The 23,236-nt window shown below is 57.1% G+C and carries 28 protein-coding genes and 1 other RNA gene; 22 read left to right on the plus strand and 7 right to left on the minus strand.

Features of this window, described 5'->3' with window-relative positions; all coding sequences use genetic code 11:
* The first annotated feature begins 157 nt into the window (after nucleotides 1-157).
* From G5306_RS14550 to npr, 10 genes are all read left to right on the plus strand, one after another.
* Complete coding sequence (locus G5306_RS14550) at nucleotides 158-1,153, plus strand: KpsF/GutQ family sugar-phosphate isomerase (RefSeq protein ID WP_058057518.1); 996 nt, start codon at nucleotides 158-160, stop codon at nucleotides 1,151-1,153.
* Nucleotides 1,153-1,707: a 3-deoxy-manno-octulosonate-8-phosphatase KdsC gene (gene kdsC / locus G5306_RS14555; RefSeq protein ID WP_149151982.1), complete on the plus strand. Its 555-nt coding sequence runs from the start codon at nucleotides 1,153-1,155 to the stop codon at nucleotides 1,705-1,707. The genes G5306_RS14550 and kdsC overlap by 1 nt, the downstream gene beginning before the upstream one ends.
* Nucleotides 1,704-2,264 (plus strand): LPS export ABC transporter periplasmic protein LptC, encoded by a 561-nt coding sequence (gene lptC, locus G5306_RS14560; RefSeq protein WP_005336338.1) that lies wholly within the window; start codon nucleotides 1,704-1,706, stop codon nucleotides 2,262-2,264. Before kdsC ends, lptC begins: the two co-directional genes overlap by 4 nt.
* Nucleotides 2,251-2,778, plus strand: a complete 528-nt coding sequence (gene lptA, locus G5306_RS14565) for a lipopolysaccharide transport periplasmic protein LptA (protein WP_040068817.1) — start codon at nucleotides 2,251-2,253, stop codon at nucleotides 2,776-2,778. Before lptC ends, lptA begins: the two co-directional genes overlap by 14 nt.
* Before the next feature lie 3 nt (nucleotides 2,779-2,781).
* Nucleotides 2,782-3,507 carry an LPS export ABC transporter ATP-binding protein gene (gene lptB, locus G5306_RS14570; RefSeq protein ID WP_005336333.1) on the plus strand — a complete coding sequence of 242 codons (726 nt, stop codon included), beginning with the start codon at nucleotides 2,782-2,784 and terminating at the stop codon, nucleotides 3,505-3,507.
* A gap of 65 nt (nucleotides 3,508-3,572) precedes the next feature.
* Nucleotides 3,573-5,012: an RNA polymerase factor sigma-54 gene (locus G5306_RS14575; RefSeq protein ID WP_201938916.1), complete on the plus strand. Its 1,440-nt coding sequence runs from the start codon at nucleotides 3,573-3,575 to the stop codon at nucleotides 5,010-5,012.
* A gap of 20 nt (nucleotides 5,013-5,032) precedes the next feature.
* The gene (gene hpf / locus G5306_RS14580; RefSeq protein ID WP_005336323.1) at nucleotides 5,033-5,320 is read left to right on the plus strand and encodes a ribosome hibernation promoting factor; all 288 of its coding nucleotides are present in this window, start codon (nucleotides 5,033-5,035) and stop codon (nucleotides 5,318-5,320) included.
* Between the two features lie 2 nt (nucleotides 5,321-5,322).
* A complete protein-coding gene (gene ptsN / locus G5306_RS14585; RefSeq protein ID WP_005336322.1) occupies nucleotides 5,323-5,769 on the plus strand; it encodes a PTS IIA-like nitrogen regulatory protein PtsN in 447 nt (148 codons plus the stop codon).
* A 45-nt stretch (nucleotides 5,770-5,814) separates the two neighbouring features.
* On the plus strand, nucleotides 5,815-6,681 hold the full coding sequence (gene rapZ, locus G5306_RS14590; protein ID WP_005336320.1) for an RNase adapter RapZ: 867 nt from the start codon (nucleotides 5,815-5,817) through the stop codon (nucleotides 6,679-6,681).
* Nucleotides 6,682-6,701: 20 nt separating this feature from the next.
* A complete protein-coding gene (gene npr / locus G5306_RS14595; RefSeq protein ID WP_005336318.1) occupies nucleotides 6,702-6,974 on the plus strand; it encodes a PTS phosphocarrier protein NPr in 273 nt (90 codons plus the stop codon).
* A 146-nt stretch (nucleotides 6,975-7,120) separates the two neighbouring features.
* Here the strand turns inward: npr and degS are convergent, their stop codons facing one another.
* The 3 genes from degS to G5306_RS14610 form a co-directional block, all read right to left on the minus strand.
* Nucleotides 7,121-8,245, minus strand: a complete 1,125-nt coding sequence (gene degS, locus G5306_RS14600) for an outer membrane-stress sensor serine endopeptidase DegS (RefSeq protein WP_421209467.1) — start codon at nucleotides 8,243-8,245, stop codon at nucleotides 7,121-7,123.
* 109 nt (nucleotides 8,246-8,354) lie between these two features.
* A complete protein-coding gene (locus G5306_RS14605; protein ID WP_216952220.1) occupies nucleotides 8,355-9,716 on the minus strand; it encodes a Do family serine endopeptidase in 1,362 nt (453 codons plus the stop codon).
* Nucleotides 9,717-9,797: 81 nt separating this feature from the next.
* Nucleotides 9,798-10,178 (minus strand): YhcB family protein, encoded by a 381-nt coding sequence (locus G5306_RS14610; protein WP_216952219.1) that lies wholly within the window; start codon nucleotides 10,176-10,178, stop codon nucleotides 9,798-9,800.
* 140 nt (nucleotides 10,179-10,318) lie between these two features.
* On the opposite strand from G5306_RS14610, the gene zapE reads away from it, so the two are divergent.
* The 8 genes from zapE to G5306_RS14650 all read left to right on the plus strand — a co-directional run bounded on the left by zapE (nucleotide 10,319) and on the right by G5306_RS14650 (nucleotide 16,492).
* On the plus strand, nucleotides 10,319-11,413 hold the full coding sequence (gene zapE, locus G5306_RS14615; RefSeq protein WP_421209466.1) for a cell division protein ZapE: 1,095 nt from the start codon (nucleotides 10,319-10,321) through the stop codon (nucleotides 11,411-11,413).
* A 266-nt stretch (nucleotides 11,414-11,679) separates the two neighbouring features.
* Nucleotides 11,680-12,108: a 50S ribosomal protein L13 gene (rplM, locus tag G5306_RS14620; protein WP_005341737.1), complete on the plus strand. Its 429-nt coding sequence runs from the start codon at nucleotides 11,680-11,682 to the stop codon at nucleotides 12,106-12,108.
* Between the two features lie 15 nt (nucleotides 12,109-12,123).
* Entirely contained in the window at nucleotides 12,124-12,516 is a 393-nt protein-coding gene (gene rpsI / locus G5306_RS14625) for a 30S ribosomal protein S9 (RefSeq protein WP_005336286.1), read from the plus strand.
* A 295-nt stretch (nucleotides 12,517-12,811) separates the two neighbouring features.
* Complete coding sequence (petA, locus tag G5306_RS14630; RefSeq protein ID WP_216952217.1) at nucleotides 12,812-13,402, plus strand: ubiquinol-cytochrome c reductase iron-sulfur subunit; 591 nt, start codon at nucleotides 12,812-12,814, stop codon at nucleotides 13,400-13,402.
* 2 nt (nucleotides 13,403-13,404) lie between these two features.
* Complete coding sequence (locus G5306_RS14635) at nucleotides 13,405-14,622, plus strand: cytochrome b (RefSeq protein ID WP_005341735.1); 1,218 nt, start codon at nucleotides 13,405-13,407, stop codon at nucleotides 14,620-14,622.
* Complete coding sequence (locus G5306_RS14640; protein ID WP_201938939.1) at nucleotides 14,619-15,353, plus strand: cytochrome c1; 735 nt, start codon at nucleotides 14,619-14,621, stop codon at nucleotides 15,351-15,353. The genes G5306_RS14635 and G5306_RS14640 overlap by 4 nt, the downstream gene beginning before the upstream one ends.
* 87 nt (nucleotides 15,354-15,440) lie before the next feature.
* Complete coding sequence (gene sspA / locus G5306_RS14645) at nucleotides 15,441-16,070, plus strand: stringent starvation protein SspA (RefSeq protein WP_005336279.1); 630 nt, start codon at nucleotides 15,441-15,443, stop codon at nucleotides 16,068-16,070.
* The gene (locus tag G5306_RS14650) at nucleotides 16,067-16,492 is read left to right on the plus strand and encodes a ClpXP protease specificity-enhancing factor (protein ID WP_005336278.1); all 426 of its coding nucleotides are present in this window, start codon (nucleotides 16,067-16,069) and stop codon (nucleotides 16,490-16,492) included. The genes sspA and G5306_RS14650 overlap by 4 nt, the downstream gene beginning before the upstream one ends.
* Before the next feature lie 43 nt (nucleotides 16,493-16,535).
* Here the strand turns inward: G5306_RS14650 and dolP are convergent, their stop codons facing one another.
* The 4 genes from dolP to G5306_RS14670 are packed head-to-tail and all read right to left on the minus strand — an operon-like array spanning nucleotide 16,536 to nucleotide 19,819.
* Entirely contained in the window at nucleotides 16,536-17,114 is a 579-nt protein-coding gene (dolP, locus tag G5306_RS14655; protein ID WP_005336277.1) for a division/outer membrane stress-associated lipid-binding lipoprotein, read from the minus strand.
* Between the two features lie 4 nt (nucleotides 17,115-17,118).
* Nucleotides 17,119-17,709: a D-sedoheptulose-7-phosphate isomerase gene (locus tag G5306_RS14660; protein ID WP_118854505.1), complete on the minus strand. Its 591-nt coding sequence runs from the start codon at nucleotides 17,707-17,709 to the stop codon at nucleotides 17,119-17,121.
* Nucleotides 17,710-17,718: 9 nt separating this feature from the next.
* A complete protein-coding gene (locus tag G5306_RS14665; protein WP_058057529.1) occupies nucleotides 17,719-18,111 on the minus strand; it encodes a YraN family protein in 393 nt (130 codons plus the stop codon).
* Nucleotides 18,032-19,819 (minus strand): penicillin-binding protein activator, encoded by a 1,788-nt coding sequence (locus G5306_RS14670; protein WP_421313057.1) that lies wholly within the window; start codon nucleotides 19,817-19,819, stop codon nucleotides 18,032-18,034. The genes G5306_RS14665 and G5306_RS14670 overlap by 80 nt, the downstream gene beginning before the upstream one ends.
* 199 nt (nucleotides 19,820-20,018) lie before the next feature.
* On the opposite strand from G5306_RS14670, the gene rsmI reads away from it, so the two are divergent.
* The 4 genes from rsmI (at nucleotide 20,019) to rsmH (ending at nucleotide 23,236) form a co-directional block, all read left to right on the plus strand.
* Complete coding sequence (rsmI, locus tag G5306_RS14675; protein ID WP_042079676.1) at nucleotides 20,019-20,852, plus strand: 16S rRNA (cytidine(1402)-2'-O)-methyltransferase; 834 nt, start codon at nucleotides 20,019-20,021, stop codon at nucleotides 20,850-20,852.
* A 157-nt stretch (nucleotides 20,853-21,009) separates the two neighbouring features.
* Nucleotides 21,010-21,396, plus strand: an RNA gene (rnpB, locus tag G5306_RS14680) — RNase P RNA component class A.
* Nucleotides 21,397-21,838: 442 nt separating this feature from the next.
* Nucleotides 21,839-22,297: a division/cell wall cluster transcriptional repressor MraZ gene (mraZ, locus tag G5306_RS14685; protein ID WP_013723406.1), complete on the plus strand. Its 459-nt coding sequence runs from the start codon at nucleotides 21,839-21,841 to the stop codon at nucleotides 22,295-22,297.
* Nucleotides 22,298-23,236, plus strand: a complete 939-nt coding sequence (rsmH, locus tag G5306_RS14690; RefSeq protein ID WP_421206666.1) for a 16S rRNA (cytosine(1402)-N(4))-methyltransferase RsmH — start codon at nucleotides 22,298-22,300, stop codon at nucleotides 23,234-23,236.

A 23,236-nucleotide genomic window follows, 5' to 3' on the forward strand; every position in this document is an offset into this window, starting at 1 on the left:
AGCAAGGAACAACTATTGAACAGGCTGCAAGCCCATTTGCACGACAGTTTTCTGTAACAAAGTGCGTCATCGAGAGCGGGACTTGCCATCCGATTCGCTTATCCGGGCAGACTTTTTTATAATCCCGCAGCTAATTTCGGCCCGGAGCTGTGTCTTTATGTCTGTAAAGCCTGAGAAAGTGTCTGAACTGTTCGATTTTCGTCGCAGTGCCCGCGCGGTGCTGGACACAGAAAAGCAAGCCATTGATGGACTCTATCAGTATCTGAACGACGCCTTCGACAAGGCGTGCGAAATGGTGCTGCGCTGTGGTGGCAAGATAGTGGTCACCGGCATGGGCAAATCGGGCCATATCGGCAGCAAGATCGCCGCCACCCTCGCCAGCACAGGCACACCGGCCTTCTTCCTTCACCCGGGAGAAGCGAGTCACGGCGATCTGGGGATGATCTCCAGTGGCGACCTTATCATCGCTATCTCCAACTCCGGTGAGAGCGATGAAATCCTGGCCCTGCTGCCGGTACTCAAGCGCCGCGGCATTCCGCTCATCTGCATGACCGGTAATCCGGCCTCCACCATGGCCAAAGAGGCCAACGTGCACCTGTGTATCAAGGTGGAGAAAGAGGCCTGCCCGTTGGGTCTGGCACCCACTTCCAGCACCACGGCAACCTTGGTTATGGGCGATGCCCTGGCGGTCGCCCTGCTGGAAGCGCGCGGTTTTACCGCCGATGACTTCGCCCTCTCTCACCCGGGCGGGTCGCTCGGCAAGCGTCTGTTGCTGCGGGTTGGCGACCTGATGCACAGTGGCGAGCTGTTGCCCCGGGTGGGGATAGATGCCACCATCAGCCAGGCGCTGCTGGAAGTGAGCCGCAAGGGGCTCGGTATGACGGCGGTGGTCGATGGCAATGGCCTGCTGGCCGGGCTCTTTACCGACGGCGACCTGCGCCGCATTCTCGACCAGCAGATCGATATCCATCACACCCCCATCAGCCGTGTGATGACGGCCAACTGTGTTACCGTAGGTCCAGAGATGATGGCTGCGGAAGCCGTCAAGCTGATGGAAACGAGAAAAATCAACGGATTACTGGTCGTGGATGAAGAGAAACGCCCGCTCGGCGCCTTCAACATGCACGACCTGCTGAAAGCCGGAGTAATTTGATGCAAAACGTACCGACCCTCTATGGTCCGGTGACGCGCAGCCAGTTCGACAAGGCGGCGCAAATCCGCCTGCTGGTGTGCGATGTGGACGGGGTGCTCTCCAACGGCCTCATCTACATGGGAAACAACGGCGAAGAGCTGAAAACCTTCTGTACCCGCGATGGTGCGGGCATGCGAGCGCTGCTCAATGCCGGGATCGAGATCGCCATCATCACCGGGCGCAACTCCCGAATCGTCAGTGATCGGATGAAAAGCCTGGGGGTGGCTCATGTGGTGCAGGGGGCTGATAAAAAGCTGCCTCACTTCGAAGCGCTGCTGGCCAAGCTGGGGCTGACTGCTGAACAGGCCGCCTATATGGGCGATGACACCATCGATCTGCCGGTGATGGCCGCCTGCGGCCTGGGTATCGCGGTGGCCGATGCCCATCCGCTGGTGCTGAGTCGTGCCGATATGGTGACCCGGCTTGGCGGTGGCATGGGCGCGGTGCGCGAGGTGTGTGACCTCATTTTGCAGGCGCAGGGCCACGACGATTATCAGCACGAGGCCTCGGTATGAGCAGACAGACCCTGTTGTTTGCCCTGCTGTTTCTGGTCGCGCTGGTTGCCTGGCAGTTGGGCAAGGTTGAGCTGGTGCCGGAGAGCGCCGTCAAAATCGAAAACTATCAGCCGGATTTTGTCGCCAAAGATCTGGTGACCACCCGTTTTGATATCAATGGCAAGCGCACCGAGCGGTTGGAGTCGACCTACGCCGAGTATTATCAAATCCTCGAGCAGGCCACCTTCGACAAGCCGGTGGTCTACATGTATGACGATCAGGGTGCCGCCGAGTGGAAGGTGACCGCCGAAACCGGCGTGCTCAACACCGGCGACAACGTCATCCTGCGGGACAAGGTGCATCTGGATGGTCTGCTACCTACCTCTTTCATCTCCACACTGGATACTCCCTATCTGGAGCTGGATCTGGTGACACAGGATGTGCGCAGCAACCGGGAAGTGAACATTCTGGGTCGGGATTTCCAGACCCAAGGGGTTGGCCTCAAGGGCCATCTGGACCGCAAATATTTTGAGTTACTGGATCAAGGCCATGCCATCTATTTCAATGAAAAACGCTAATCTGGCCCTCGCAGCCCTATTGTTGTGTGGTGCGGTGACCGCCAAAGAGTCCGACTTTGCCGAGAAGGTCTACGTCGATGCCGTCAAACAGGTGGCCGAGATGCAGGACAACCGCATCACCTTCGAAGAGGATGTGACCATCAATCAGGGCACCATCCGGATCAAGGCTGACAAGGTGGTAGTGACCCGCTCCGGCGAGAAAGGGGCGGAGGTGATGACTGCCTACGGCAAGCCCGCCACCTTCTTCCAGATCCTGGATAACGGCAAGCCGGTCAATGCCCACGGCAATACCATCCGCTACGAGCTGAAGAACCGTCTGGTGACCATCACCGGCAATGGTCAGCTCAAGCAGGAAGATAGCCAGGTCAATGGCGATCTGATCCGCTACGACATCGTCAAACAGAAGATGATTGCCGAGAGCAAGAGCCCGAGCCAGCGGGTCAAAACCGTGTTCCTGCCGGATCAGGTAGAGAATTTCGACAAGCCCGCCGACCAGAAGAAGCAGGGAAAATAAGCCATGGCAGTGTTAAAAGCAGTGGGCCTGCAGAAGAGCTACAAGCGCCGCATGGTGGTGAGTGACGTCAGCCTTGAAGTGGGCACCGGCCAGATTGTCGGCCTGCTCGGCCCCAACGGGGCGGGCAAGACCACCTCCTTCTACATGATCGTGGGGCTGGTGCAGCGCGATGCCGGTCTCATCACCATCGACGATCAGGACATCAGCCTGCAGCCCATGCATGTGCGGGCGCGCAATGGCATCGGTTACCTGCCGCAGGAGGCCTCCATCTTCCGTCGCCTGTCAGTGTTCGACAACCTGATGGGCGTGATGCAGACCCGCAAGGGGTTGAGTCGCGAGGAGCGTGAGGACAAGGTTCAGCAACTGCTGGAAGAGTTCAATATCACCCACATTCGCGACAACCTGGGTCAGAGCCTCTCCGGCGGTGAGCGCCGTCGGGTAGAGATCGCCCGTGCGCTGGCGGCCGAGCCGCGTTTTATTCTGCTGGATGAACCCTTTGCAGGGGTTGACCCGATTTCTGTGATAGACATCAAGAAGATCATTCAGCATCTGAAAGATAGAGGCCTTGGCGTCTTGATTACCGACCACAACGTCAGAGAGACTCTGGACGTATGTGAGAAGGCCTATATCGTCAGCCACGGCAAGATGATTGCCGAAGGTGCACCGGCTGACATCCTTGCCGATGAGCAGGTCAAGCGCGTCTATTTGGGCGATCAATTCAGTCTATAGTAAGGGGGCATGCCTTCATTTCCTTTGACGAGTGCCTCGCTGAACATAAGGATATCCCGACGTAGATGAAGCCGACATTACAGTTGCGTCTCGGTCAGTCCCTGACCATGACGCCGCAATTACAACAAGCGATTCGTCTGCTCCAGCTCTCCACTCTGGAACTTCAGCAGGAAATTCAGCAAGCGCTCGAAAACAACCCTCTGCTGGAGCAGGAAGAGAGCGAGGCGCAAGAGACCAGTCCGGAAGCGCCGGTCGATGCCAGCCAGCTGGATTCCAGCGATGCCATGGCTCAGGAGCAGATGCCGGACGAGTTGCCGGTGGATACCACCTGGGACGAGGTTTACTCTGCCGGCACCGCCCAGAGCGCGGGCCCCATCCACGATGGGGAAGATAGCGTCTATCAGGGTGAAACCACCGAAAACCTGCAGGATTATCTGCTGTGGCAGATGCGGCTCACACCGTTCAGCGATGTGGATGCCGCCATCGCGCTCGCCATCATCGATGCCATCGACGAATCCGGTTATCTGACCGTTGCGATGGAGGATATCCAGGCTGCCGTCACCAGCGATGACGTAGAGGTGGAACTCGATGAGGTCGAGGCGGTACTCAAGCGGGTGCAGCACTTCGATCCGGTCGGCATTGCTGCCCGTTCTGTGCAGGAGTGTTTGCTCATCCAGCTGGATCAGTATGACCCGCAGACCCCCTGGCTCAACGAGGCCAAAGAGGTGATCCTCGAGCACATGGAGCTGCTCGGCAACCGGGATTACCGCACCCTCGCCCGCAAGACAAAACTCAAAGAGAGCGACCTCAAGGAGGTGCTGGATCTGATCCAGCTGCTGGAGCCACGTCCCGGTAACGGCATCATCCAGAGTGACTCTCAGTACGTGATCCCCGACGTCTCCGTGGTCAAGAAGGGCAGCAAGTGGGTGGTCGAGCTCAATCCCGACTCCGCCCCCCGCATCCGGGTCAACGAGACCTATGCCGCCATGGCCCGCAACGCCCGCAGCAGCACCGACACCCAGTTTATCCGCTCCCATTTGCAGGAAGCCAAGTGGTTCATCAAGAGCCTGGAAAGTCGCAATGACACCCTGCTGAAAGTGGCCAGTTGCATTGTCGAGCAGCAACAGGGCTTTTTCGAGTATGGTGAAGAGGCGATGAAGCCGATGGTGCTCAATGACATCGCCGAAGCGGTAGAGATGCATGAGTCGACCATCTCCCGGGTGACGACCCAGAAGTACATGCATACCCCCCGTGGTATCTTCGAATTGAAGTTTTTTTTCTCCAGCCATGTGAACACCGAAGGAGGAGGAGAGTGCTCATCGACCGCAATTCGCGCGCTCATCAAGAAGCTGGTCACGGCAGAGAATCCTGCCAAGCCGTTAAGTGATAGCAAGATCGCGGATTTGCTGGCCGAACAGGGTATTATGGTGGCGAGACGCACGATCGCTAAGTATCGCGAATCCTTGTTTATCCCACCTTCCAATCAGCGCAAACGCCTGGTTTAGGCAAACAAAAGGATGATGTTATGCAAATTAACCTGACCGGACACCATGTCGAGATCACCGAAGCTCTGCGTGATTATGTGAATAACAAATTTGCCAAACTCGAGCGTCACTTCGACCACATCAACAATGTTCATGTGGTGCTTAGCGTGGAAAAACTGAACCAGATAGCGGAAGCCAAATTGCACGTCAGCGGTGGCGAAGTGTTTGCCAACTCTGAACATGCCGATATGTATGCTGCGATAGACACCTTGCTCGACAAGCTGGACAGGCAGATCATCAAGCACAAAGATAAGTTAAATAAAAAATAACCATGCAACTTGAACACATACTGAGTCGGGACTGCACCAAGAGTGCAGTCCCTTGTACCAGCAAGAAACGCGCCCTCGAAATCATCAGCGAGCTGGCCGCCGAACGCCTTGGCACCTCCCGTCAGGCACTGTTTGAATGCTTGCTGGCCCGCGAAAAAATGGGTAGTACCGGGATCGGTGCCGGTATTGCGATCCCCCACGGTCGCATTGACGATGAGTTCCCGCCAACCGCGATCCTGATGACCTTTGCCGACCCCATTCCTTTCGACTCCATCGACAATCAACCGGTTGACCTGCTGTTTGCCTTGCTGGTGCCGGAAAGCGAGTGCAAGCAGCATCTCAAGACCCTTTCTCTGATGGCTTCCAAGCTGGGTGACAAGGCGGTTTGCCGCCAGTTGCGTCAGGCAACCAGCGACGAAGAGCTCTATCAGATCATGACCTCGGCCTGACAGCAGGCCAAGGATGAGACACCCGTTTTGGCGTGAGGGAACAAGATGCAGTTAATCGTGGTAAGTGGACGTTCGGGCTCCGGTAAAACGGTAGCCCTGCGAGTGCTGGAAGATCTGGGTTACTACTGTGTGGACAACCTGCCGGTCAATCTGCTGCCCCAGCTGATTGTCTCGGTGGAGAGCCAGTATGACAAGCTGGCGGTCAGCATCGACGTGCGCAACCTGCCGAGCGATCCGGAGAAACTGGAAAATCTGCTGGCTCAGGTGCGCAATGAGGGGCGGGTAGAGTTCTCCAGCTTCTTCTTCGACGCCGACAACGGCACCCTGCTCAAGCGCTATGGCGAGAGCCGCCGTTTGCACCCCCTCTCACGCAACAAGCTGTCGCTGGATGAGGCGATTCGGGAGGAGACCCACCTGCTGGCGCCTATCTCCTCGACCGCTGACCTGCGCATCGACACCACCACCCTCAGCATTCACGACCTGAGCGAGCTCATCAAGACCCGGGTACTCGGCAAGAAAGAGAACGAGCTGGTGCTGGTGTTCGAGTCGTTCGGCTTCAAGTACGGCATTCCCAAGGATGCCGACTTCGTGTTCGATGCTCGCTTCCTGCCCAATCCGCACTGGATCCCCGAGCTCAAGCCTTTTACCGGCAAGGATGAGCCGGTCGCCAACTACCTCTCGGCGCAGGCTGACGTGATGCTGTTTACTCAGCAGATCGAAAACATGCTGGCGACCTGGTTGCCCCATCTGGAGCGCAACAATCGCAGCTACCTCACGGTCGGCATCGGTTGCACCGGCGGTCAGCACCGCTCGGTCTTTATTGCAGAACGGCTGGCCAGTGCATTCCGTTTGCTTGGCAAGAACGTGCAGATCCGCCACCGCACTCTCGACAAGAGTGCCCCCCAATCCTGACGGACCAATAGGACGACCCGATGACTGTTTCCGCCTCGGTTGAAGTGAAAAACAAGCTGGGTATTCATGCCAGACCAGCCATGATGCTGTTCGAGCTGGTGCAGGGTTTCGATGCCCACGTGCTGCTGCGCAATGAAGATGGTGTGGAGGCCGATGCTGACAGCATCATCGGCCTGCTGATGCTGGATTCGGCGCAAGGGCGGCAGGTGGAAGTACAGGTTGAGGGCCCCGAAGAGGTCGAGGCCCTAGCCGCCGTGGTGGAGCTGTTCACCTCCGGCTTTAATGAGGAGTAGTCACTCCTCGTTCTTCTTCTATTCCTTTCACTTGTATTCGGTCGCGCTATTGCGGCATGACATGGCTGACTATGTAGTTCCATGGAGAAATGAGAGTTAGGCGCAGCCTAACAGGCTGCAGGCTGATGCAATAGACCGTTGCCGCGTTAGCTGGCCGATGAGACATTGCTGACTCCAGCCCGGTTCTGATAGCGCACATCCTCTTCAATGGTGACCACCACTTCCAGCGGCTTGCCGGAGCGTAACACCGATATGGTCAGCTTGGTGCCGGGGCGGCTCTCGGCGATCTTGTCCAAGGCGGCTCTGGGACCGCTGATGGCTTCGTCGTTGATCTTGAGCAGCACATCCCCTCGTTGCAGACCGCCTTTGGCTGCTGGACCGTAGGGATCCAGACTCTTCACTACCAGACCACGCAGATCGCCGAGATTCATCATCCGCGCGATTATCGGGTTGATCTCGACGCTGGATATCCCAAGGTAGCCGCGAATGACCCTGCCGTTGGTGATCAGCTCATCCATGATCCGCTTCGCCAGCCGGTAGGGGATGGCAAAGCTGATGCCGTAGCTCTCCTGATTGCCGTTGAGGTGATAAGTGGCGGTGTTGATGCCCACCAGATCGCCACGACCGTTGACCAGCGCGCCACCCGAGTTGCCCTCGTTGATGGCGGCATCGGTTTGCAGCAGATCCTGCCGGCCATTGCTGTCCGGCCCCATGCTGGAGAGACCGGTGCGGCCAGTCGCGCTGATGATGCCCTGGGTGATGGTCTGGCCGACGTTGTAGGGATTGCCGATGGCGAGTACTACATCGCCCACTTCTGGCAACCGCTCCGGATCTTGCGGGATTACCGGCAGGTTATCTGACTCGATATAGAGCACGGCAAGGTCGGTAAGCGGGTCTGTGCCGACCAGCTCGGCACTGAAAACCCGGCCATCCTGCAGGGCTACGATGATCTGGTCGGCGTCAGCGATGACGTGGTAGTTGGTCAGCACGTAGCCGCGCTGGGTCATGATGACGCCGGAGCCCAGTCCTTGTGGACGCAGTTCCCCCTGATTGCCCTGGTTGGGAGCAAAGCTGCGGGTGTAGATGTTGACGACGGCGGGGCCGGCCCGATGAGCGGCATAGGAGAAACTCAGTTCTCGGGCATTGGTGATGAGCCCCGGGAGTTGGGCGCCACCGCGAAAATTGGGAAACAGCAGCAACAGCAGCACCGCGACGGTCAATCCAAAACCGACAGACTTGCCCAAGTAACTGACTAAAGGGGAAATTTTCATGTCATTCTCATCCGTACAGGCTGCGGGCAGAGAATAACACTATCGATGGATAAAAATCACCCGCGGCGAAGGCCGCGGGTGATAGAGAGGTTGTTGAACCATCAGGGGGTTAGCGGATCACCAGATAGAGCGAGGAGTCGCCGCGCTGGATATTGAGCGCCAGTACGTCAGGCTTGTTCTTGAGCGCCTTGCTCAGCTCGCCCAAGGTGTTGATGCGCAGACGGTTGACCCCGATGATGATGTCCCCCTTCTGCAGGCCGGAAGCGGCTGCCGGAGAACGGGGATCAATGTCGGCCACGGCGACGCCGGAGACCGGATCGGTAGTGGTGCTCAGCTTGGCCCCTTCCAGTGCCGGATGCAGCGCGCTGGCGCGCACTTCGCTGTCATCGGCCTGCTTCAGGGTCACTTTGGCCGTTTGTGACTTGCCATCGCGGATCAGTCCCAGCTCGACCTGCTTGCCAGCGCCCATGGTGGCGATCTTGGCACGTAGCTCGCCGAAGGAGCGAACCGGCTTGCCATCGATGCTGACGATGATATCGCCCGCCTTGATGCCCGCCTTGTCTGCGGCGGAGTCAGGCATGACCTGGTTGACGAAGGCGCCATCCTTCTTGTTGTAGCCGAAGGTCTTGGCGATGTCTGAGGTGAGTTCGGTACCGGTAATGCCCAGCTGACCGCGACGCACTTCACCGTACTTGACGATCTGCTCGGTCAGATCCCGCACCATGTTGGAGGGGATGGCAAAGCCGATGCCGATGTTGCCGCCGTTCGGGCCCAGAATCGCGGTGTTGATACCGATCAGCTCGCCACGCAGATTGAGCAGGGCACCGCCCGAGTTACCTGAGTTGATGGCCGCATCGGTCTGGATGAAGTTTTCCAGATTCTCGATGTTGAGGCCGCTGCGACCGAGCGCGCTGACGATACCTGAGGTAACGGTCTGACCCAGACCAAACGGGTTGCCGATTGCCAACGCATAGTCACCCACCCGCAGCTCGTCGGAGTCGGCGAACTTGATCTGCACCAGATCCTCGGCCTTGATTTGCAGCAGGGCGATGTCGGACTGCTTATCTTCACCGATCTTCTTGGCCGCATATTCACGACCATCCTTCAGAGTGACCTTGATCTCGTCCGCCTCGTGAACCACGTGGGCGTTGGTGATCACGTAACCCTTCTTGGCATCGACGATGACACCGGAGCCGAGTGCCTGGAACGGCTGCTCGCTCACCTGTTCATCGGGCATATTGGGACCGAAGAAGAAACGGAATTGTTCCGGCAGACGCTGGCGGGTGATCTTCTTGCCGGAGACAGAGATATTAACTACGGCAGGAGTGACCTGTTCGAGAACGGGGGCCAGACTTGGCATCTCCTGATTAGAGCCTAACAGGGAAGGCAGTGCGGCCTGAGCAGGGGCCGCAGACATGGCGATACCGACGCTGAGGGCTAGCACACTGAGCATGGAAAGAGGTTTACGCATATGAAAAACAGCTCCCAGAAAAAGTTGCATTGCAATCGTCAAGGTCAGACCACAGGGCTGGCCAATTAGTTCCGCGAGGAACTAATTTGGTTGTTTGAGCAGTCCGGAAGAGGCGCCGGCATAGTCGCGAGGCGGTACGCCCGGCTCATCTGCTTCTTTGGTTGGGGCTTCTTCTACCAATGATTCACGGAACAGCGGTTCCTGTGCCTTGGCCAGGAATTTGCTCTGCTCGGCCATGTGGCGATAGAGGGTCTGATACTGCTCGGCCAGTTGCTCCATCAGCGCGGCGCTGTCGGCGAAGTGGGTATTGATTTGGCCCTGATAGCTTTCAAGCTCCTTGTGGGCCTTTTTCAGTTCCTGTTCCAGACGGCCGGCATCGCGGCTGCGTACCGAAAAACGGCCGAGAACGATACCGATAATCAAGGCCGCGACAGCCAGCAGGATCCCAGTTAACAGACTCATAGATGCTCCTTGTTACAGCTAAAACAGAGTGGGTTTATGCGGTCGTCATAACCGCCATGCCTTGATGGCACTATACCGTGCGTCCTGAGGCCGTGATACCATTTTGTCCTCGATTCAGGGACTTGGAGAGGCGCTCAAGGATGACACCGCAGCAAAAATACCAGCAGGATCTGCTGCGCCCCGGCTTTGTGGCCGACCCCGCGCAGGGGATGGCCATTAGCAGGCTGGAGCGACTGTATCAGGATTTGCTACGGCGCCCGACTCCGACCAGATCTCGAGGGTTGCTGGGTTGGCTGCAAAAGCCCAAGCAGCCGGAGCCCGTCCTCGGTATCTATATGTGGGGCGGAGTGGGCCGAGGCAAGACCTGGCTGATGGATACCTTTTTCGACAGCCTGCCGGGGACGCGCAAGATGCGCAGCCATTTCCACCGTTTCATGCACCGCATTCACGATGAATTGCAGGGGTTGAGCGGGCAGTCCGATCCCCTCAAACTGGTGGCCAGCAAGCTTGCCAGCGAGACAGACATCATCTGTTTCGACGAATTTTTTGTCTCCGACATCACCGATGCCATGTTGCTGGGCACGCTGTTTCAGGAGCTGTTTGGTCACGGTGTTGTGCTGGTCGCCACTTCAAATATTCCGCCGCAGGATCTTTATCGCAACGGGCTGCAGCGAGCCCGTTTTCTGCCAGCTATCGAGCTGATCGAGCGTCATTGCGAGGTACTTAACGTAGATGGCGGTATCGACTATCGCCTGCGTACGCTGGAACAAGCGGAGATTTATCACTGCCCGCTGGACTTGCAGGCAAAAGCCAATCTTGACCGCTATTTTCAGCAATTAACCGGTGGGCACACGGCTTGCGAGGGGACGTTCGAGGTCAATCATCGTCAGCTGACGTCGCTCGGAATGGGGGAAGGGGTGCTCTATATGGAATTTGAGCAACTTTGCTGTACTCCCCGCTCCCAGAACGACTATATCGAGCTGGCCAGACTGTTCCATACTGTTCTGCTGGCCAATGTGCAGCCAATGGGCACAGGCACGGATGACGCGGCTCGCCGCTTCATTGCCATGGTCGATGAGTTTTATGAACGGCACGTCAAGCTCATCATGTCGGCGGCGGTTCCCATGGCAGAACTCTACGGTGAAGGGCTGCTGAATTTCGAATTCCAACGCTGTCTTTCACGGCTTCAGGAAATGCAATCGCACGAATACCTTGCCAGAGTGCACCTTCCTTAGTCACAATACCGCGCCTGCCAGTCGGATGGGCATCTGCGGCAGGTAGGGCCGGGCGACATTTGCTGGTTTCATGGCAGTGAAATTAGCAGGTGATATTTAAGGCAACTTCACTTATAATCGCCCGGCCCACGTTACAGCTGTCGATAAGACAGCAACACTTTAAGCTTTACTTGTATTCGAAGGGGTACAGGTAGGCCATCGTTTGTTGTTTGTGGGAGAGCCCCCATAAACAATTGGGTCTGTAACAGGTAATTGGGTTTAACTTAATGAAAACTTTCGTTGCCAAGCCAGAAACCGTAAAACGTGACTGGTACATTGTGGACGCAGAAGGTAAAACTCTGGGTCGTATCGCAACCGAGATCGCTGCTCGTCTGCGTGGTAAGCACAAAGCTGAATACACTCCGCACGTTGACACCGGTGATTACATCATCGTTGTAAACGCTGAGAAGGTACGTGTTACCGGTAAGAAAACTACCGACAAAATGTACCACGCTCACTCCGGTTTCCCGGGTGGTATCAAGTCAATCAGCTTCGACAAGCTGATTCAGCGTAAACCGGAAATGGTAATCGAAGCTGCTGTTAAAGGCATGCTGCCGAAAGGTCCTCTGGGCCGTGCCATGTTCCGTAAACTGAAAGTTTACGCAGGCGCCGAGCACGCTCACGCTGCTCAGCAACCTCAAGTACTGGATATCTAATCGGGAACTGGCAACATGGCAGAAAATCAATACTACGGTACCGGCCGTCGCAAAAGCTCCACTGCTCGCGTATTTATCAAAGCGGGTAGCGGTAAGATCGTAATCAACCAGCGCTCCTTGGAGCAGTACTTCGGTCGTCCGACTGCCCGCATGGTAGTTCGTCAGCCGCTGGAACTGGTTGAGATGACCGAGAAACTGGATCTGTACATCACCGTTAACGGTGGTGGCATCTCCGGTCAAGCTGGTGCGATCCGCCACGGTATCACTCGTGCTCTGATGCAGTACGATGAAACCCTGCGTTCCGAACTGCGTAAAGCAGGCTTTGTTACTCGCGATGCCCGTAAGGTTGAGCGTAAGAAAGTCGGTCTGCACAAAGCTCGTAAGCGTCCGCAGTACTCCAAGCGTTAATTCGCTTTCGGTGCTCACTCTTTCGAGTGTCAAAAAAGCCTGGCAACCGCCAGGCTTTTTTTATTAGTAATATTACCGACATCAATGCTAACCACGCGTCACAAAAGACAAAAAATTGTTTCTTTATTGTTTTTATTGCTCACCGCTCTTTCTTGTCAAGTTGTTATCTTTTCTTTAAAATTTCCCCTGTTTTCTGTGGCAATTGTAAATCCAGCTTCCGCCGCTGTTGTCACGGGAAAAATGGGGAACAGGGACACTATAAGAATGTGCGGAGTCCACATGGGAGAGTTTTTGGATGAGCAATGCGCCAGTTGATACCGGTCGCCGCAGATTTCTTACCTGGTCAACGGTTGCCGTTGGTGGGGTAGGAGCTGCGTTTACCGCAGTGCCGTTTATAAAGTCATGGAATCCGAGTGCCAAGGCCAAAGCAGCCGGTGCACCGGTTGAAGTCGATATCAGCAAGTTGGAACCGGGTCAGCTCATCCGTGTCGAGTGGCGTGGCAAACCCGTCTGGGTGGTGAAACGCACCAAGCAGACGCTGGATGCCCTGGCAGCACATGATGACAAGTTGCGGGATCCCTCATCAGAAGAGCCGCAGCAGCCTGACTATGCCCATAACGGGTACAGATCGATCAAGCCCGAAATTTTTGTCGCGGTCGGTATCTGCACCCATCTCGGGTGTTCACCTTCTTATCTGCCTGACAGTTTTGGTGAGCAGGTGCAGGGGGTTGCGTCCGGCTTCTTCTGCCCGTGTCATGGCTCCAAGTTCGATATGGCTGGCCGTGTGTTCCAGGGGGTGCCTGCACCACTGAACCTGGTTATTCCGCCGTATCAATTCATTAACGACACCACCATTCTGGTCGGTGCCGATGGCAAGGAGGCCTGATCATGTTGAGCAAACTGATGGGCTGGATTGACGATCGCTTTCCGCTTACGGCCATGTACAACGACCACATGGCCAAGTATCCGGCTCCGAAGAACCTGAACTTCTGGTATTTCTTCGGTTCGCTGGCCATGTTGGTGCTGGTTAACCAGATCATCACCGGCATCTGGCTGACCATGAACTACAACCCCTCTGCGGAAGGTGCGTTTGCCTCCGTCGAGTACATCATGCGGGATGTGGAGTATGGCTGGCTGCTACGTTACATGCACTCTACCGGTGCCTCTGCCTTCTTCGTGGTGGTCTACCTGCACATGTTCCGAGGTATGATTTACGGCTCTTACCAGAAGCCGCGCGAGCTGCTGTGGATTTTCGGCATGCTGATCTTCCTGGTGCTGATGGCGGAAGCCTTTATGGGCTACTTGCTGCCCTGGGGACAGATGTCATTCTGGGGGGCCCAGGTCATCATTTCGCTGTTTGGTGCCATTCCGGTCATCGGTGACGATCTTACCCTGTGGATCCGTGGTGACTACGTTATCTCTGGTGCGACCCTGAACCGCTTCTTCGCGCTGCACGTCATCGCGTTGCCGCTGGTTTTGGTGATGCTGGTTGCGATGCATATCCTGGCGCTGCACGAAGTGGGCTCCAACAACCCGGATGGCATCGATATCAAGAAGCACAAGGACGAGAACGGCTGGCCGCTGGATGCGGTGGCATTCCATCCTTACTTCACCGTCAAGGATATGATCGGTGTCGCTGGCTTCCTGTTCTTCTTCTGCGCCATCATTTTCTTCAAGCCGGATATGTGGGGTTACTTCCTCGAGAAGCCGAACTTTGAAGTGGCCAACGGCCTGAAGACTCCGGCTCACATCGCGCCTGTGTGGTACTTCACCCCCTTCTACGCGATTCTGCGTGCGGTACCTGACAAGCTGCTTGGCGTCATCATGATGGGCCTCTCTATTGTGGTGTTGTTCCTGCTGCCCTGGCTGGATCGCTGCAAGGTGCGTTCAGTACGCTATCGCAGCAAGCTGCACAAGCTGAACATCGCCCAGTTTGTGGTCTGCTTCATCATTCTGGGGGTGCTGGGTGTACTGCCGTCGACGCCGACTCTGACGCTGGTTGCCCAGATCTGTACCTTGGGTTATTTCGGTTTCTTCGTGCTGTTGTTCTTCTACAGCAAAAACGAACGCACCAAGCCGCTGCCGGAGAGGGTGACATTTAAATGAAAAAAATAATATTTGCAGTGCTGACCCTGCTGCCCTCTCTGGTGTTTGCCGCTGGAGGTGCGGTTGCACTGGACAAGGCCAATTACGATCTGAGTGACAAGGCATCCCTGCAACGCGGAGCTGCCACCTTCATGAATTATTGTGCCGGCTGCCACTCTACCCAGTACCAACGCTACAACCGGGTTGCTGCCGATCTGGAGATCCCTGAGGATCTGATGAAGGAGAACCTCATTTTCACCGACGCCAAAGTGGGTGATCTGATGAAGAGTGCCATGTCCGAGAAGGATGCCGCCAAGTGGTTTGGTGCGCCGCCTCCCGACCTGACTCTGGTTGCCCGAGTACGTGGTGCGGACTGGATTTACACTTATCTGCGTTCTTTTTACGTGGATCCGACCCGTCCGTTTGGTGTGAATAACGTGGTGTTCCCGTCAGTGGGCATGCCCCATGTGCTGGAGCCGCTGCAGGGGACTCCCCGTGCCGAGTTCGCGACTCACATGGTCGATGGCGTCGAGACCCAGCAGGTTGTCAGCATCAAATCTGACGGCAACGGTGAAATGGATGACGAAGAGTATGATAAGACGGTACTGGATCTGGTAAACTTCTTGGTCTACTCGGCTGAACCGGTACAACAGGAGCGTGAACGCATGGGCTTCTGGGTGCTTGGCTTCATCGTGATCTTCTTCATCTTCACTGTGCTGTTGAAGAAGGAATTCTGGCGCGACGTTCACTAAGCGACCAGATCCGGGTAATATAATGCACGGCAATGAAGACCAAGATGCTTCATTGCCGTTTCTGCTTTTTTATGACGGGAGGGTTCAATGGCTGTAGCTGCCAATAAGCGTTCGGTAATGACGCTGTTTTCCGGTGCCAACGATATGTTCAGCCATCAGGTGCGTATTGTCCTGGCGGAGAAGGGTGTTAGTGTGGATATCTGTCAGGTTGACCCAGCCAATCTGCCGGATGAGCTGGCCGAGCTGAACCCGTACAACTCTGTACCGACCCTGGTTGATCGTGAGCTGGCGCTCTACACCTCGCGCATCATCATGGAGTATCTGGATGAGCGCTTCCCGCATCCGCCCCTGATGCCTGTTTACCCGGTTGCCCGCGGTAACAGCCGTCTGATGATGCACCGCATCGAGCTGGACTGGTACTCCCTGGCCGACAAGATCATGGCCGGTACCGATGCTGAAGCGGCACGCAACGAACTGCGTGACAACCTGCTGGCCATCGCGCCGATCTTCGGTGAAATGCCCTATTTCATGAGCGAAGAGTTCGGTCTGGTGGATTGCTACATGGCACCGCTGCTGTGGCGTCTGCCGAGCCTTGGCATCGACCTGACCGGTCGTGGTGCCAAAGAGCTGAAGGCCTACATGGTTCGTCTGTTCGAGCGTGAGTCCTTCCAGGCTTCCCTGACCGAAGCCGAACGCGAGATCCGTGCTGGCGTATGAGCATGGAACCGACAATGACACCGAGCCGCCCGTACTTGTTACGGGCGTTCTTTGACTGGTTGCTGGACAACGATCTGACCCCTCATCTGGTGGTCAACGTCAACATTCCCCATGTGATGGTGCCGATGCAGTTTGCTCAGGACGGGCAAATTGTACTGAATATCGCGCCCCGAGCCGTGATGCAATTTCACATGGATAACGAGGCTATCAGCTTCAGTGCCCGTTTTGGCGGGGTATCCCAGCAGGTCTATATCCCGATGGCGGCCGTGCTGGCTATCCATGCCAGGGAGAACGGCGTGGGCACCATGTTCCCGCCTGAGCCGGGTTACGATATCTGGCTGGAGCAGGCTGAAGCGCCGGTGGAGCCTGAGCCGGAACCGCCGCGTCCAAGCGGTCGTCCGACCCTGAAGGTGATCAAATAAAAAACGCAGCCGATTGGCTGCGTTTTTTTATGTGCGGTCGGGCTTAGTTCTGGGCGAATTCGAAGGCCTTGATCACGCGCTTCACGCCGGTGACATGGCGGGCGATGTTGACTGCCTGCTCTCCCTCCTGGCGAGTCACCAGACCAATCAGGAACACCTCGCCGTTCTCGGTGACCACCTTGACCTTGGTGCTGTCGAAGTTCTTGGTGCCGAACATGTCGGCTTTCACCTTGGAGGTGATCCAGGAGTCATTGCTGCGGGTGGTGAAACTGGCAGGTTGGCCGATGCGCAATTCGTTGTAGACGTGGCGGACCCCTTCGATGCGACTGACAATTTTGCCCGCCTCAATCTTGTAAACGTCAGAAGGTGTCTGGCCGACCAGCAGGACGCGGCCATTGTTGCTGTAGACGCTGATCTTGCTGGCTGCGCTGAGGGGTTTGTTGTCGGCCAGCAGATTGGCCGCTTTCAGCTCGATGGTCTGGTCATCCCACTGCGCGCCCAGGGTTCGGCGATCGCCAGAGGCCTTGGCAGTCCCTGCGGCGCCGCCAACAACCAGGGCTGCGCAGCCTTGCAGCAGCAGGGTGCTAACCAGCAGACCGAGCAGGATAGTGTGCTTTTTCATGGTTTCAATCTTCCTGTTGCGGGAAAAGTGTCTGGTCGATGAGATCACACAGGCAGTGCAGGGTCAACAGGTTCACTTCCAGAATGCGAGGGCGACGGGCGGAGGGAACACGGATCTCCACATCGTTTGGGCCGAGCAGACCTGCCATTTCGCCACCGTCACCCCCGCTCAGCACCACTATGGTCATGTCGCGGGAGAGGGCAGCCTCGGCGGCCTTGATCAGGCTGCGGCTGTGGCCGGAGGTGGTGATGACCACCAGAATGTCGCCAGGCTGGCCCAGCGCGCGGATCTGCTTGGAGTAGACCTCTTCAAAACCGTGGTCGGTGGCGATGGCGCTGATGGTTGCCATGTCCGGGGTCAGGGCCATGCCGGGCAGGGAGGGGCGCTGGGTCTCGTAGCAGTTGACCAGCTCGGAGATAAACAGTTGCGCCAGTGCGGCAGAAGGACCGTTACCGCATGCCAGCACCTTGTGGCCATTGAGCAGGCAGATGGTGATCATCTGGGCTGCAGTATGGATGGCATCCGGCAACGCCTCGGCGGCGGCTATCTTGGTCTGGATGCTTTCGGTGTAGTTCTCTTTGATGCGGTCAGTCATAGGGTCCTCTTAAAATGCGTTCTGGATCCAGGCTGGCTGGTCGCCCTCGAACGCAATCACATCGAATCGGCAGGCCTGATTGGCCTCGTTGATGGCATGTTGCTTCAAATAGTGGCGCGCTGCCAGCATGATCTTGTGCTGTTTGCTGCGGGTGACCGAGCTGGCGGCCCCGCCATGGCTGCCGGTGGCCCGGTAGCGCACCTCAACAAACACCAGGGTCTGGCCCTGGTGCATGATGAGATCTATTTCACCGCCACGACAGCGGTAGTTGCGAGCTACCGGTTGCAGGCCCCTAGCCTGCAACCAGCGTTCAGCGACTTGTTCAAAGTGCTGTCCCTTGCTCGTTGGTGAGGGGAACAGGCTCGGCAACTGCTGGCGTATCCGTTTCCATAGTTCCTTCATTGGAGGGCTCCTCCAGTTGCTGAACGGCGTTCTCGTCGACCAGTTTGCCGTTCTGGTAAGTACCCCAGCTCAGCATCCGCACGATATTGCCCTGGGTATCCACGCTCAGCTGACCGCTCATGCCGGCCTGCTGCATGCCACCCACCTTGCGCATCTGCTGCAGGTTCTCAGCCAGGCTGACGGCATCGTAGCCCATGGCAAACAGACGCAGCAGGTCACCCTGAGTCTGCGGCCAGAGCAGGGCGATCTGCTCGCGCTGTTTCTCGTAGCCACCCAGCAGCAGCGGCATATCGGCGATATGCATGCCGTTGAGCTCGGAGGCGACCTCGGTGGCTGCGCTGTCGTAGCCGCGGGAGCTGGTGTAGATGGGCAGGCTTCCCATCGGATTGACCGAGACATCCACGTAGGGCTTGATCATCCGGGTTTCCAGGCTGTTGGCCACCACATAAACGGCATCGATGCTGCGCGGTGCGGCATCAGAGAGTTGCACTACCTCGCCAGCACGGGCGGTAGAGCGGCCGCTCAGGGCATTCTTGACCATCCCCTGTACTTCGTTGCGGGCACCGAAGGTGGCAACGACTGGCTTATCCTGGCTCAGGGTGGCCCAGCTTTGCTCAAACGCTTTGATACTGCTGTAACCGATCCGACCCTGGGCGGCGATCAGCAGCGGTTTACGGTAGCCCTGGGTGTAAAGGTACTGGGCTGCCTGCGCGGCATCTGCGGCGGCAGAGAGGGAGAAGTAGTAGGTGGTGTCGTTGACGACCGGCTTGTCCAGCTCGTTGAGTGCCAGCACCGGCACGGTCGGATTGGCCTTGAGTAGCTCCTCGACCCGATCTTTCAGCAGCGGGCCGATGATCATGTCTGCCCCTTCCTGAATCGCCTGCTTGTAAAGGTCGCCGGTCGACTTGCTCTGGGTGTCGTAGAAGTTCAGGGTGAATTGCCCCTGATTTTCCTTATAAGACATCAGCATACCATTACGGATGGCTGCGCCCTGCGGCTCCAGATTGCCGGAGAGGGGCAGCAGCACAGCGATCTGTTGCACCGAGGTGCTGGCAGTGGCCGCCAGATCGCCCAATCCTGCCGGCATATCTTTCTGGGCCGGATGGTTGGGGAAGTCACGCTTCCAGCCTGCCAGTTGGCGGGCCAGCAAGTTCGGCTGGGCGCCAAACTCGTTGACCAGTGCCGCCAGTCGTAGCCAGCCGGTGGTCACATCAGGGGCCGGAGCCTCTTCCAGCGCTTGCAGGGTGGAAGGGGTCATGCTTTTGAGCAACGACCAGATTTGCTGATGGTTGGTCGCCTGCTCGCTCTGATTGAGGTAGGGCTCCAGTGCAATCAATGACTTGGCTGCGCCAAACTTGTTATTGATGTCGAGCTGCAGCACTACGCGCTGGCGATACCAATCCTTCTGGGTATCGGCATCCAGCAGCACCTCAGGTTTGCCTTCCAGCAGGATCAGCGCCTGATTGGCGTGGCCTTGCGCCAGCAACAGATGGGCTTGCAGTAGTTGCAACTGCGCCTTCTGAACGGGATCCTTGGCCTGCTTCTGCAATTGCTGGAACAGCGCCGAGGCCGGTTTGGCCTGGCCCAGCGCCAGATAGCTGCGTGCCGCCAGCATCTGCCAGGTAAAGGCCTCGGCCGGCTTGGCGGGATCCACCTGCTCAAGATACCACTGGGCATTCTTGGTCAGATTGGAGAACGCAGAGGGCATGCCTGACTGCCCTGACGGTTGAGTGGGCTCCGACGCACAGGCGGCGAGCAGTACTGCCGCGAGTATGATGCCGAAGAGTCGTGATACACTTAGCTGCTTTGTAACCCGGTTCAAGTTCATTCCCCGACCAGTGTTGAAGTTCCCCATAGTGTAAACGGGCCAATATGGCGACACAATTGTCGGGGCACTCGGAGATCCCATGAGTGACATCCCAACCCTGTATATAGTCCCCACTCCGATCGGCAATCTGGCGGACATCACCCAGCGTGCATTGGACATTTTACGCAGTGTCGATCTGGTGGCCGCCGAAGATACCCGTCATACCGGTATCCTGCTCAGCCACTACCAAATCTCGGTGCCGACCTTCGCCCTGCACGATCACAACGAGCAGCAGAAAGCCGATGTGCTGATCGGCCGGATCAAAGAGGGCAAGAGTGTTGCGCTGGTCTCCGATGCCGGCACCCCGCTCATCAGCGACCCCGGTTATCACTTGGTCACCCGCTGTCGTGAAGCCGGGGTAAAGGTGGTGCCGCTGCCCGGTCCCTGTGCTGCCATCACCGCGCTAAGTGCGGCCGGTCTGCCCACCGATCGCTTTGCCTTTGAAGGCTTCCTGCCCGCCAAGAGCAAGGGGCGTGACGATCGCCTGCAAGCCGTTATTGAAGACACCCGCTCGCTGGTGTTTTACGAATCGCCGCGCCGTGTGCAGGATACAGTAGAAGCGATTGCTCGCATTCTCGGCGAGCGTCAGGTGGTGGTGTGCCGCGAGCTGACCAAGACCTTCGAGTCAATTCATGGTCTGCCTGCCTCTGAAATGCTGGCCTGGCTTGGTGAGGATGACAACCGTTGCCGCGGCGAGATCGTGCTGGTCGTGAGTGGTGCCTCCAAAGATGAAGAGGATCTGCCAGCCGAGGCGATCCGTACTCTGGGTCTGCTGGTGACTGAGCTGCCACTGAAAAAAGCGGCTGCCCTGACCGCCGAGGTCCACGGCGTGAAAAAGAATGCCCTCTACAAATATGGTCTCGAGCACTATTGAGCGGATGAAATAGGCTGGCAGACTGCTTTTTGACCTGTGCAATCCCCCGAACCGTCGAGCATTCAGCATGTAAACGGGGGGCAAAGCGCGATAAATGACTGTAAACGGGAATTGCCGGTTTACCCCGTGCGTATCGCAAGGCTATAATCCGCGCCTCGGAGTTGGCTAGGCAATCGCTGCTTCGTCGTTGTGTCCCTCGGGACAGACGGGCGGAGGGGAGGAAAGTCCGGGCTTCACAGGGCAGGGTGCCAGGTAACGCCTGGGGGGCGTGAGCCTACGACCAGTGCAACAGAGAGCAGACCGCCGATGGCCCGCAAGGGATCAGGTAAGGGTGAAAGGGTGCGGTAAGAGCGCACCGCGCGACTGGCAACAGTTCGTGGCACGGTAAACTCCACCCGAAGCAAGACCAAATAGGCCCCTATTGGCGCGGCCCGCGTTGGGGGCGGGTAGGTTGCTTGAGCCAGCGAGCGATTGCTGGCCTAGAGGAATGATTGCTACCCGGGGCAACCCGGTACAGAACCCGGCTTACAGGCCGACTCCGACCTCATTCCGAAGAGCCCCGCGATTTATCGCGGGGCTCTTTTTTATGCATGAGAAAATATGGCTTCGTTGGCAAGATATTTTCGACCTTGTCATTTTGCATGAAAATATATGTTTTAAATCAATCGAATAGTTTTGTATTTGGCACGATGGCAGCGATAGATGGTGATAGAACCCAGGATGGTTGTTCGCACCCACATATTGTGTGTGTTCTCAGTTCATTCACTTATTTCAATTAATCACCAGAGTTTAACGCCAAATAACTTGTGGAAAATCAACCCACTCAATCCGCAGCATGCAATTGCTGCGTCAATATGTTCCCTCTGCCTCATCTCCTTGCTTGAAAAGCCCCCTGCACGTCCTTAAACTTCAAGGTGGGGAAAAGTGGATCAAAGTGGTTTTTAGAGGGGCAATCTGCCTGCTCACTCACCTTCAGGGACTGCAATTTGTTGCGTGGCGCTCATGCCATCAGCCTGGACAGTAAAGGGCGGCTGGCAATTCCGACCAAATTTCGTGATTGGCTGCGCGATGAAAGCGACGGCCAGCTGGTCTGCACCATCGATATTGCCCATCCCTGTCTGCTGCTTTATCCCCTGAATGAATGGGAAGAGGTCGAGCGCAAGCTCAAGACTCTCTCCAGCATGAATCCGCAAGAGCGCCGTTTGCAGCGCCTGCTGCTGGGACATGCAACTGAATGCGAGCTGGATGGCAATGGCCGTCTGCTGCTCAGTCAGCCACTGCGCAACCATGCGGGGCTGGACAAGAAAATTATGCTGGTGGGCCAGCTCAACAAGTTTGAGTTGTGGGATGAAGCCCGCTGGCAACAACAGGTCAATGACGACATCTTGGGTCTGCCCGGGGACGATTGGGCAAGCTCACCACGACTACAGGATTTCTCTTTATAAATGACCCAAGCCGCTGAACACATCACAGTGCTGCTGCACGAAGCCGTTGAAGGTCTGGCCATCAAGCCGGACGGTGTCTACGTCGACGGTACTTTTGGCCGTGGTGGTCATTCTCGTCTGATCCTGCAGCACCTTGGCCCGAATGGCCGCCTGATCGCCATCGACCGCGACCCGCAGGCGATCGCCGAAGCGGCCAAGATCCAGGATCCCCGCTTCGAAATCGTGCACGGCCCCTTCTCCGGCATCGCCTCCTATCTGGATGAGCGCGGTTTGCTGGGCAAGGTGGATGGCTTCCTGCTGGATCTGGGGGTCTCTTCACCCCAACTGGATGATGCCGAGCGCGGCTTCAGCTTTATGAAAGATGGTCCGCTCGATATGCGGATGGACCCCACTTCCGGCCAGAGCGCCGCCGAGTGGCTTGCCAAGGCCGATGTGGATGATATCGCCTGGGTGCTGAAGACCTTCGGTGAGGAGCGCTTTGCCAAGAAGATCGCCCGCGCCATCGTCCACGACCGGGTGACCGAGCCTTACGTGCGTACCCGTCAGCTGGCTGAGATGATTGCCCGGGTCAATCCGAGCAAGGAGAAGGGCAAGCATGCGGCAACCCGCAGTTTCCAGGCCATCCGCATCTATATCAACAGCGAGCTGGACGAGATCGAAACCGCGCTCAACGGTGCATTGGACGTGCTGGCACCACATGGCCGTCTGTCTGTGATCAGCTTCCACTCGCTGGAAGACCGGCTGGTGAAACACTTCATTCGCAAGCACGAGAAGGGGCCTGAAGTGCCCTACGGCATTCCCTTGACCGAGGCCCAGCTGGCTGGCGGTCGCAAATTGAAGTCGGTCGGCAAGGCGCTCAAGCCTTCTGATCATGAGGTCTCTGAAAACACCCGTTCGCGCAGCTCGGTGCTGCGGGTCGCCGAGCGGCTGGCGGAGTAA

This window comes from Aeromonas sp. 603404 (assembly GCF_049171775.1).
GTDB lineage: Bacteria > Pseudomonadota > Gammaproteobacteria > Enterobacterales > Aeromonadaceae > Aeromonas > Aeromonas veronii_A.

Excerpts from the sequence above, each read along its gene's own strand:
- G5306_RS14550 (WP_058057518.1), top strand. The coding sequence starts at position 158 with ATGTCTGTAAAGCCTGAGAAAGTGTCTGAACTGTTCGATTTTCGTCGC.
- kdsC (WP_149151982.1), top strand. The coding sequence starts at position 1,153 with ATGCAAAACGTACCGACCCTCTATGGTCCGGTGACGCGCAGCCAGTTC.
- lptC (WP_005336338.1), top strand. The coding sequence starts at position 1,704 with ATGAGCAGACAGACCCTGTTGTTTGCCCTGCTGTTTCTGGTCGCGCTG.
- lptA (WP_040068817.1), top strand. The coding sequence starts at position 2,251 with ATGAAAAACGCTAATCTGGCCCTCGCAGCCCTATTGTTGTGTGGTGCG.
- lptB (WP_005336333.1), top strand. The coding sequence starts at position 2,782 with ATGGCAGTGTTAAAAGCAGTGGGCCTGCAGAAGAGCTACAAGCGCCGC.
- G5306_RS14575 (WP_201938916.1), top strand. The coding sequence starts at position 3,573 with ATGAAGCCGACATTACAGTTGCGTCTCGGTCAGTCCCTGACCATGACG.
- hpf (WP_005336323.1), top strand. The coding sequence starts at position 5,033 with ATGCAAATTAACCTGACCGGACACCATGTCGAGATCACCGAAGCTCTG.
- ptsN (WP_005336322.1), top strand. The coding sequence starts at position 5,323 with ATGCAACTTGAACACATACTGAGTCGGGACTGCACCAAGAGTGCAGTC.
- rapZ (WP_005336320.1), top strand. The coding sequence starts at position 5,815 with ATGCAGTTAATCGTGGTAAGTGGACGTTCGGGCTCCGGTAAAACGGTA.
- npr (WP_005336318.1), top strand. The coding sequence starts at position 6,702 with ATGACTGTTTCCGCCTCGGTTGAAGTGAAAAACAAGCTGGGTATTCAT.
- degS (WP_421209467.1), bottom strand. The coding sequence starts at position 8,245 with ATGAAAATTTCCCCTTTAGTCAGTTACTTGGGCAAGTCTGTCGGTTTT.
- G5306_RS14605 (WP_216952220.1), bottom strand. The coding sequence starts at position 9,716 with ATGCGTAAACCTCTTTCCATGCTCAGTGTGCTAGCCCTCAGCGTCGGT.
- G5306_RS14610 (WP_216952219.1), bottom strand. The coding sequence starts at position 10,178 with ATGAGTCTGTTAACTGGGATCCTGCTGGCTGTCGCGGCCTTGATTATC.
- zapE (WP_421209466.1), top strand. The coding sequence starts at position 10,319 with ATGACACCGCAGCAAAAATACCAGCAGGATCTGCTGCGCCCCGGCTTT.
- rplM (WP_005341737.1), top strand. The coding sequence starts at position 11,680 with ATGAAAACTTTCGTTGCCAAGCCAGAAACCGTAAAACGTGACTGGTAC.
- rpsI (WP_005336286.1), top strand. The coding sequence starts at position 12,124 with ATGGCAGAAAATCAATACTACGGTACCGGCCGTCGCAAAAGCTCCACT.
- petA (WP_216952217.1), top strand. The coding sequence starts at position 12,812 with ATGAGCAATGCGCCAGTTGATACCGGTCGCCGCAGATTTCTTACCTGG.
- G5306_RS14635 (WP_005341735.1), top strand. The coding sequence starts at position 13,405 with ATGTTGAGCAAACTGATGGGCTGGATTGACGATCGCTTTCCGCTTACG.
- G5306_RS14640 (WP_201938939.1), top strand. The coding sequence starts at position 14,619 with ATGAAAAAAATAATATTTGCAGTGCTGACCCTGCTGCCCTCTCTGGTG.
- sspA (WP_005336279.1), top strand. The coding sequence starts at position 15,441 with ATGGCTGTAGCTGCCAATAAGCGTTCGGTAATGACGCTGTTTTCCGGT.
- G5306_RS14650 (WP_005336278.1), top strand. The coding sequence starts at position 16,067 with ATGAGCATGGAACCGACAATGACACCGAGCCGCCCGTACTTGTTACGG.
- dolP (WP_005336277.1), bottom strand. The coding sequence starts at position 17,114 with ATGAAAAAGCACACTATCCTGCTCGGTCTGCTGGTTAGCACCCTGCTG.
- G5306_RS14660 (WP_118854505.1), bottom strand. The coding sequence starts at position 17,709 with ATGACTGACCGCATCAAAGAGAACTACACCGAAAGCATCCAGACCAAG.
- G5306_RS14665 (WP_058057529.1), bottom strand. The coding sequence starts at position 18,111 with ATGAAGGAACTATGGAAACGGATACGCCAGCAGTTGCCGAGCCTGTTC.
- G5306_RS14670 (WP_421313057.1), bottom strand. The coding sequence starts at position 19,819 with ATGCCCTCTGCGTTCTCCAATCTGACCAAGAATGCCCAGTGGTATCTT.
- rsmI (WP_042079676.1), top strand. The coding sequence starts at position 20,019 with ATGAGTGACATCCCAACCCTGTATATAGTCCCCACTCCGATCGGCAAT.
- rsmH (WP_421206666.1), top strand. The coding sequence starts at position 22,298 with ATGACCCAAGCCGCTGAACACATCACAGTGCTGCTGCACGAAGCCGTT.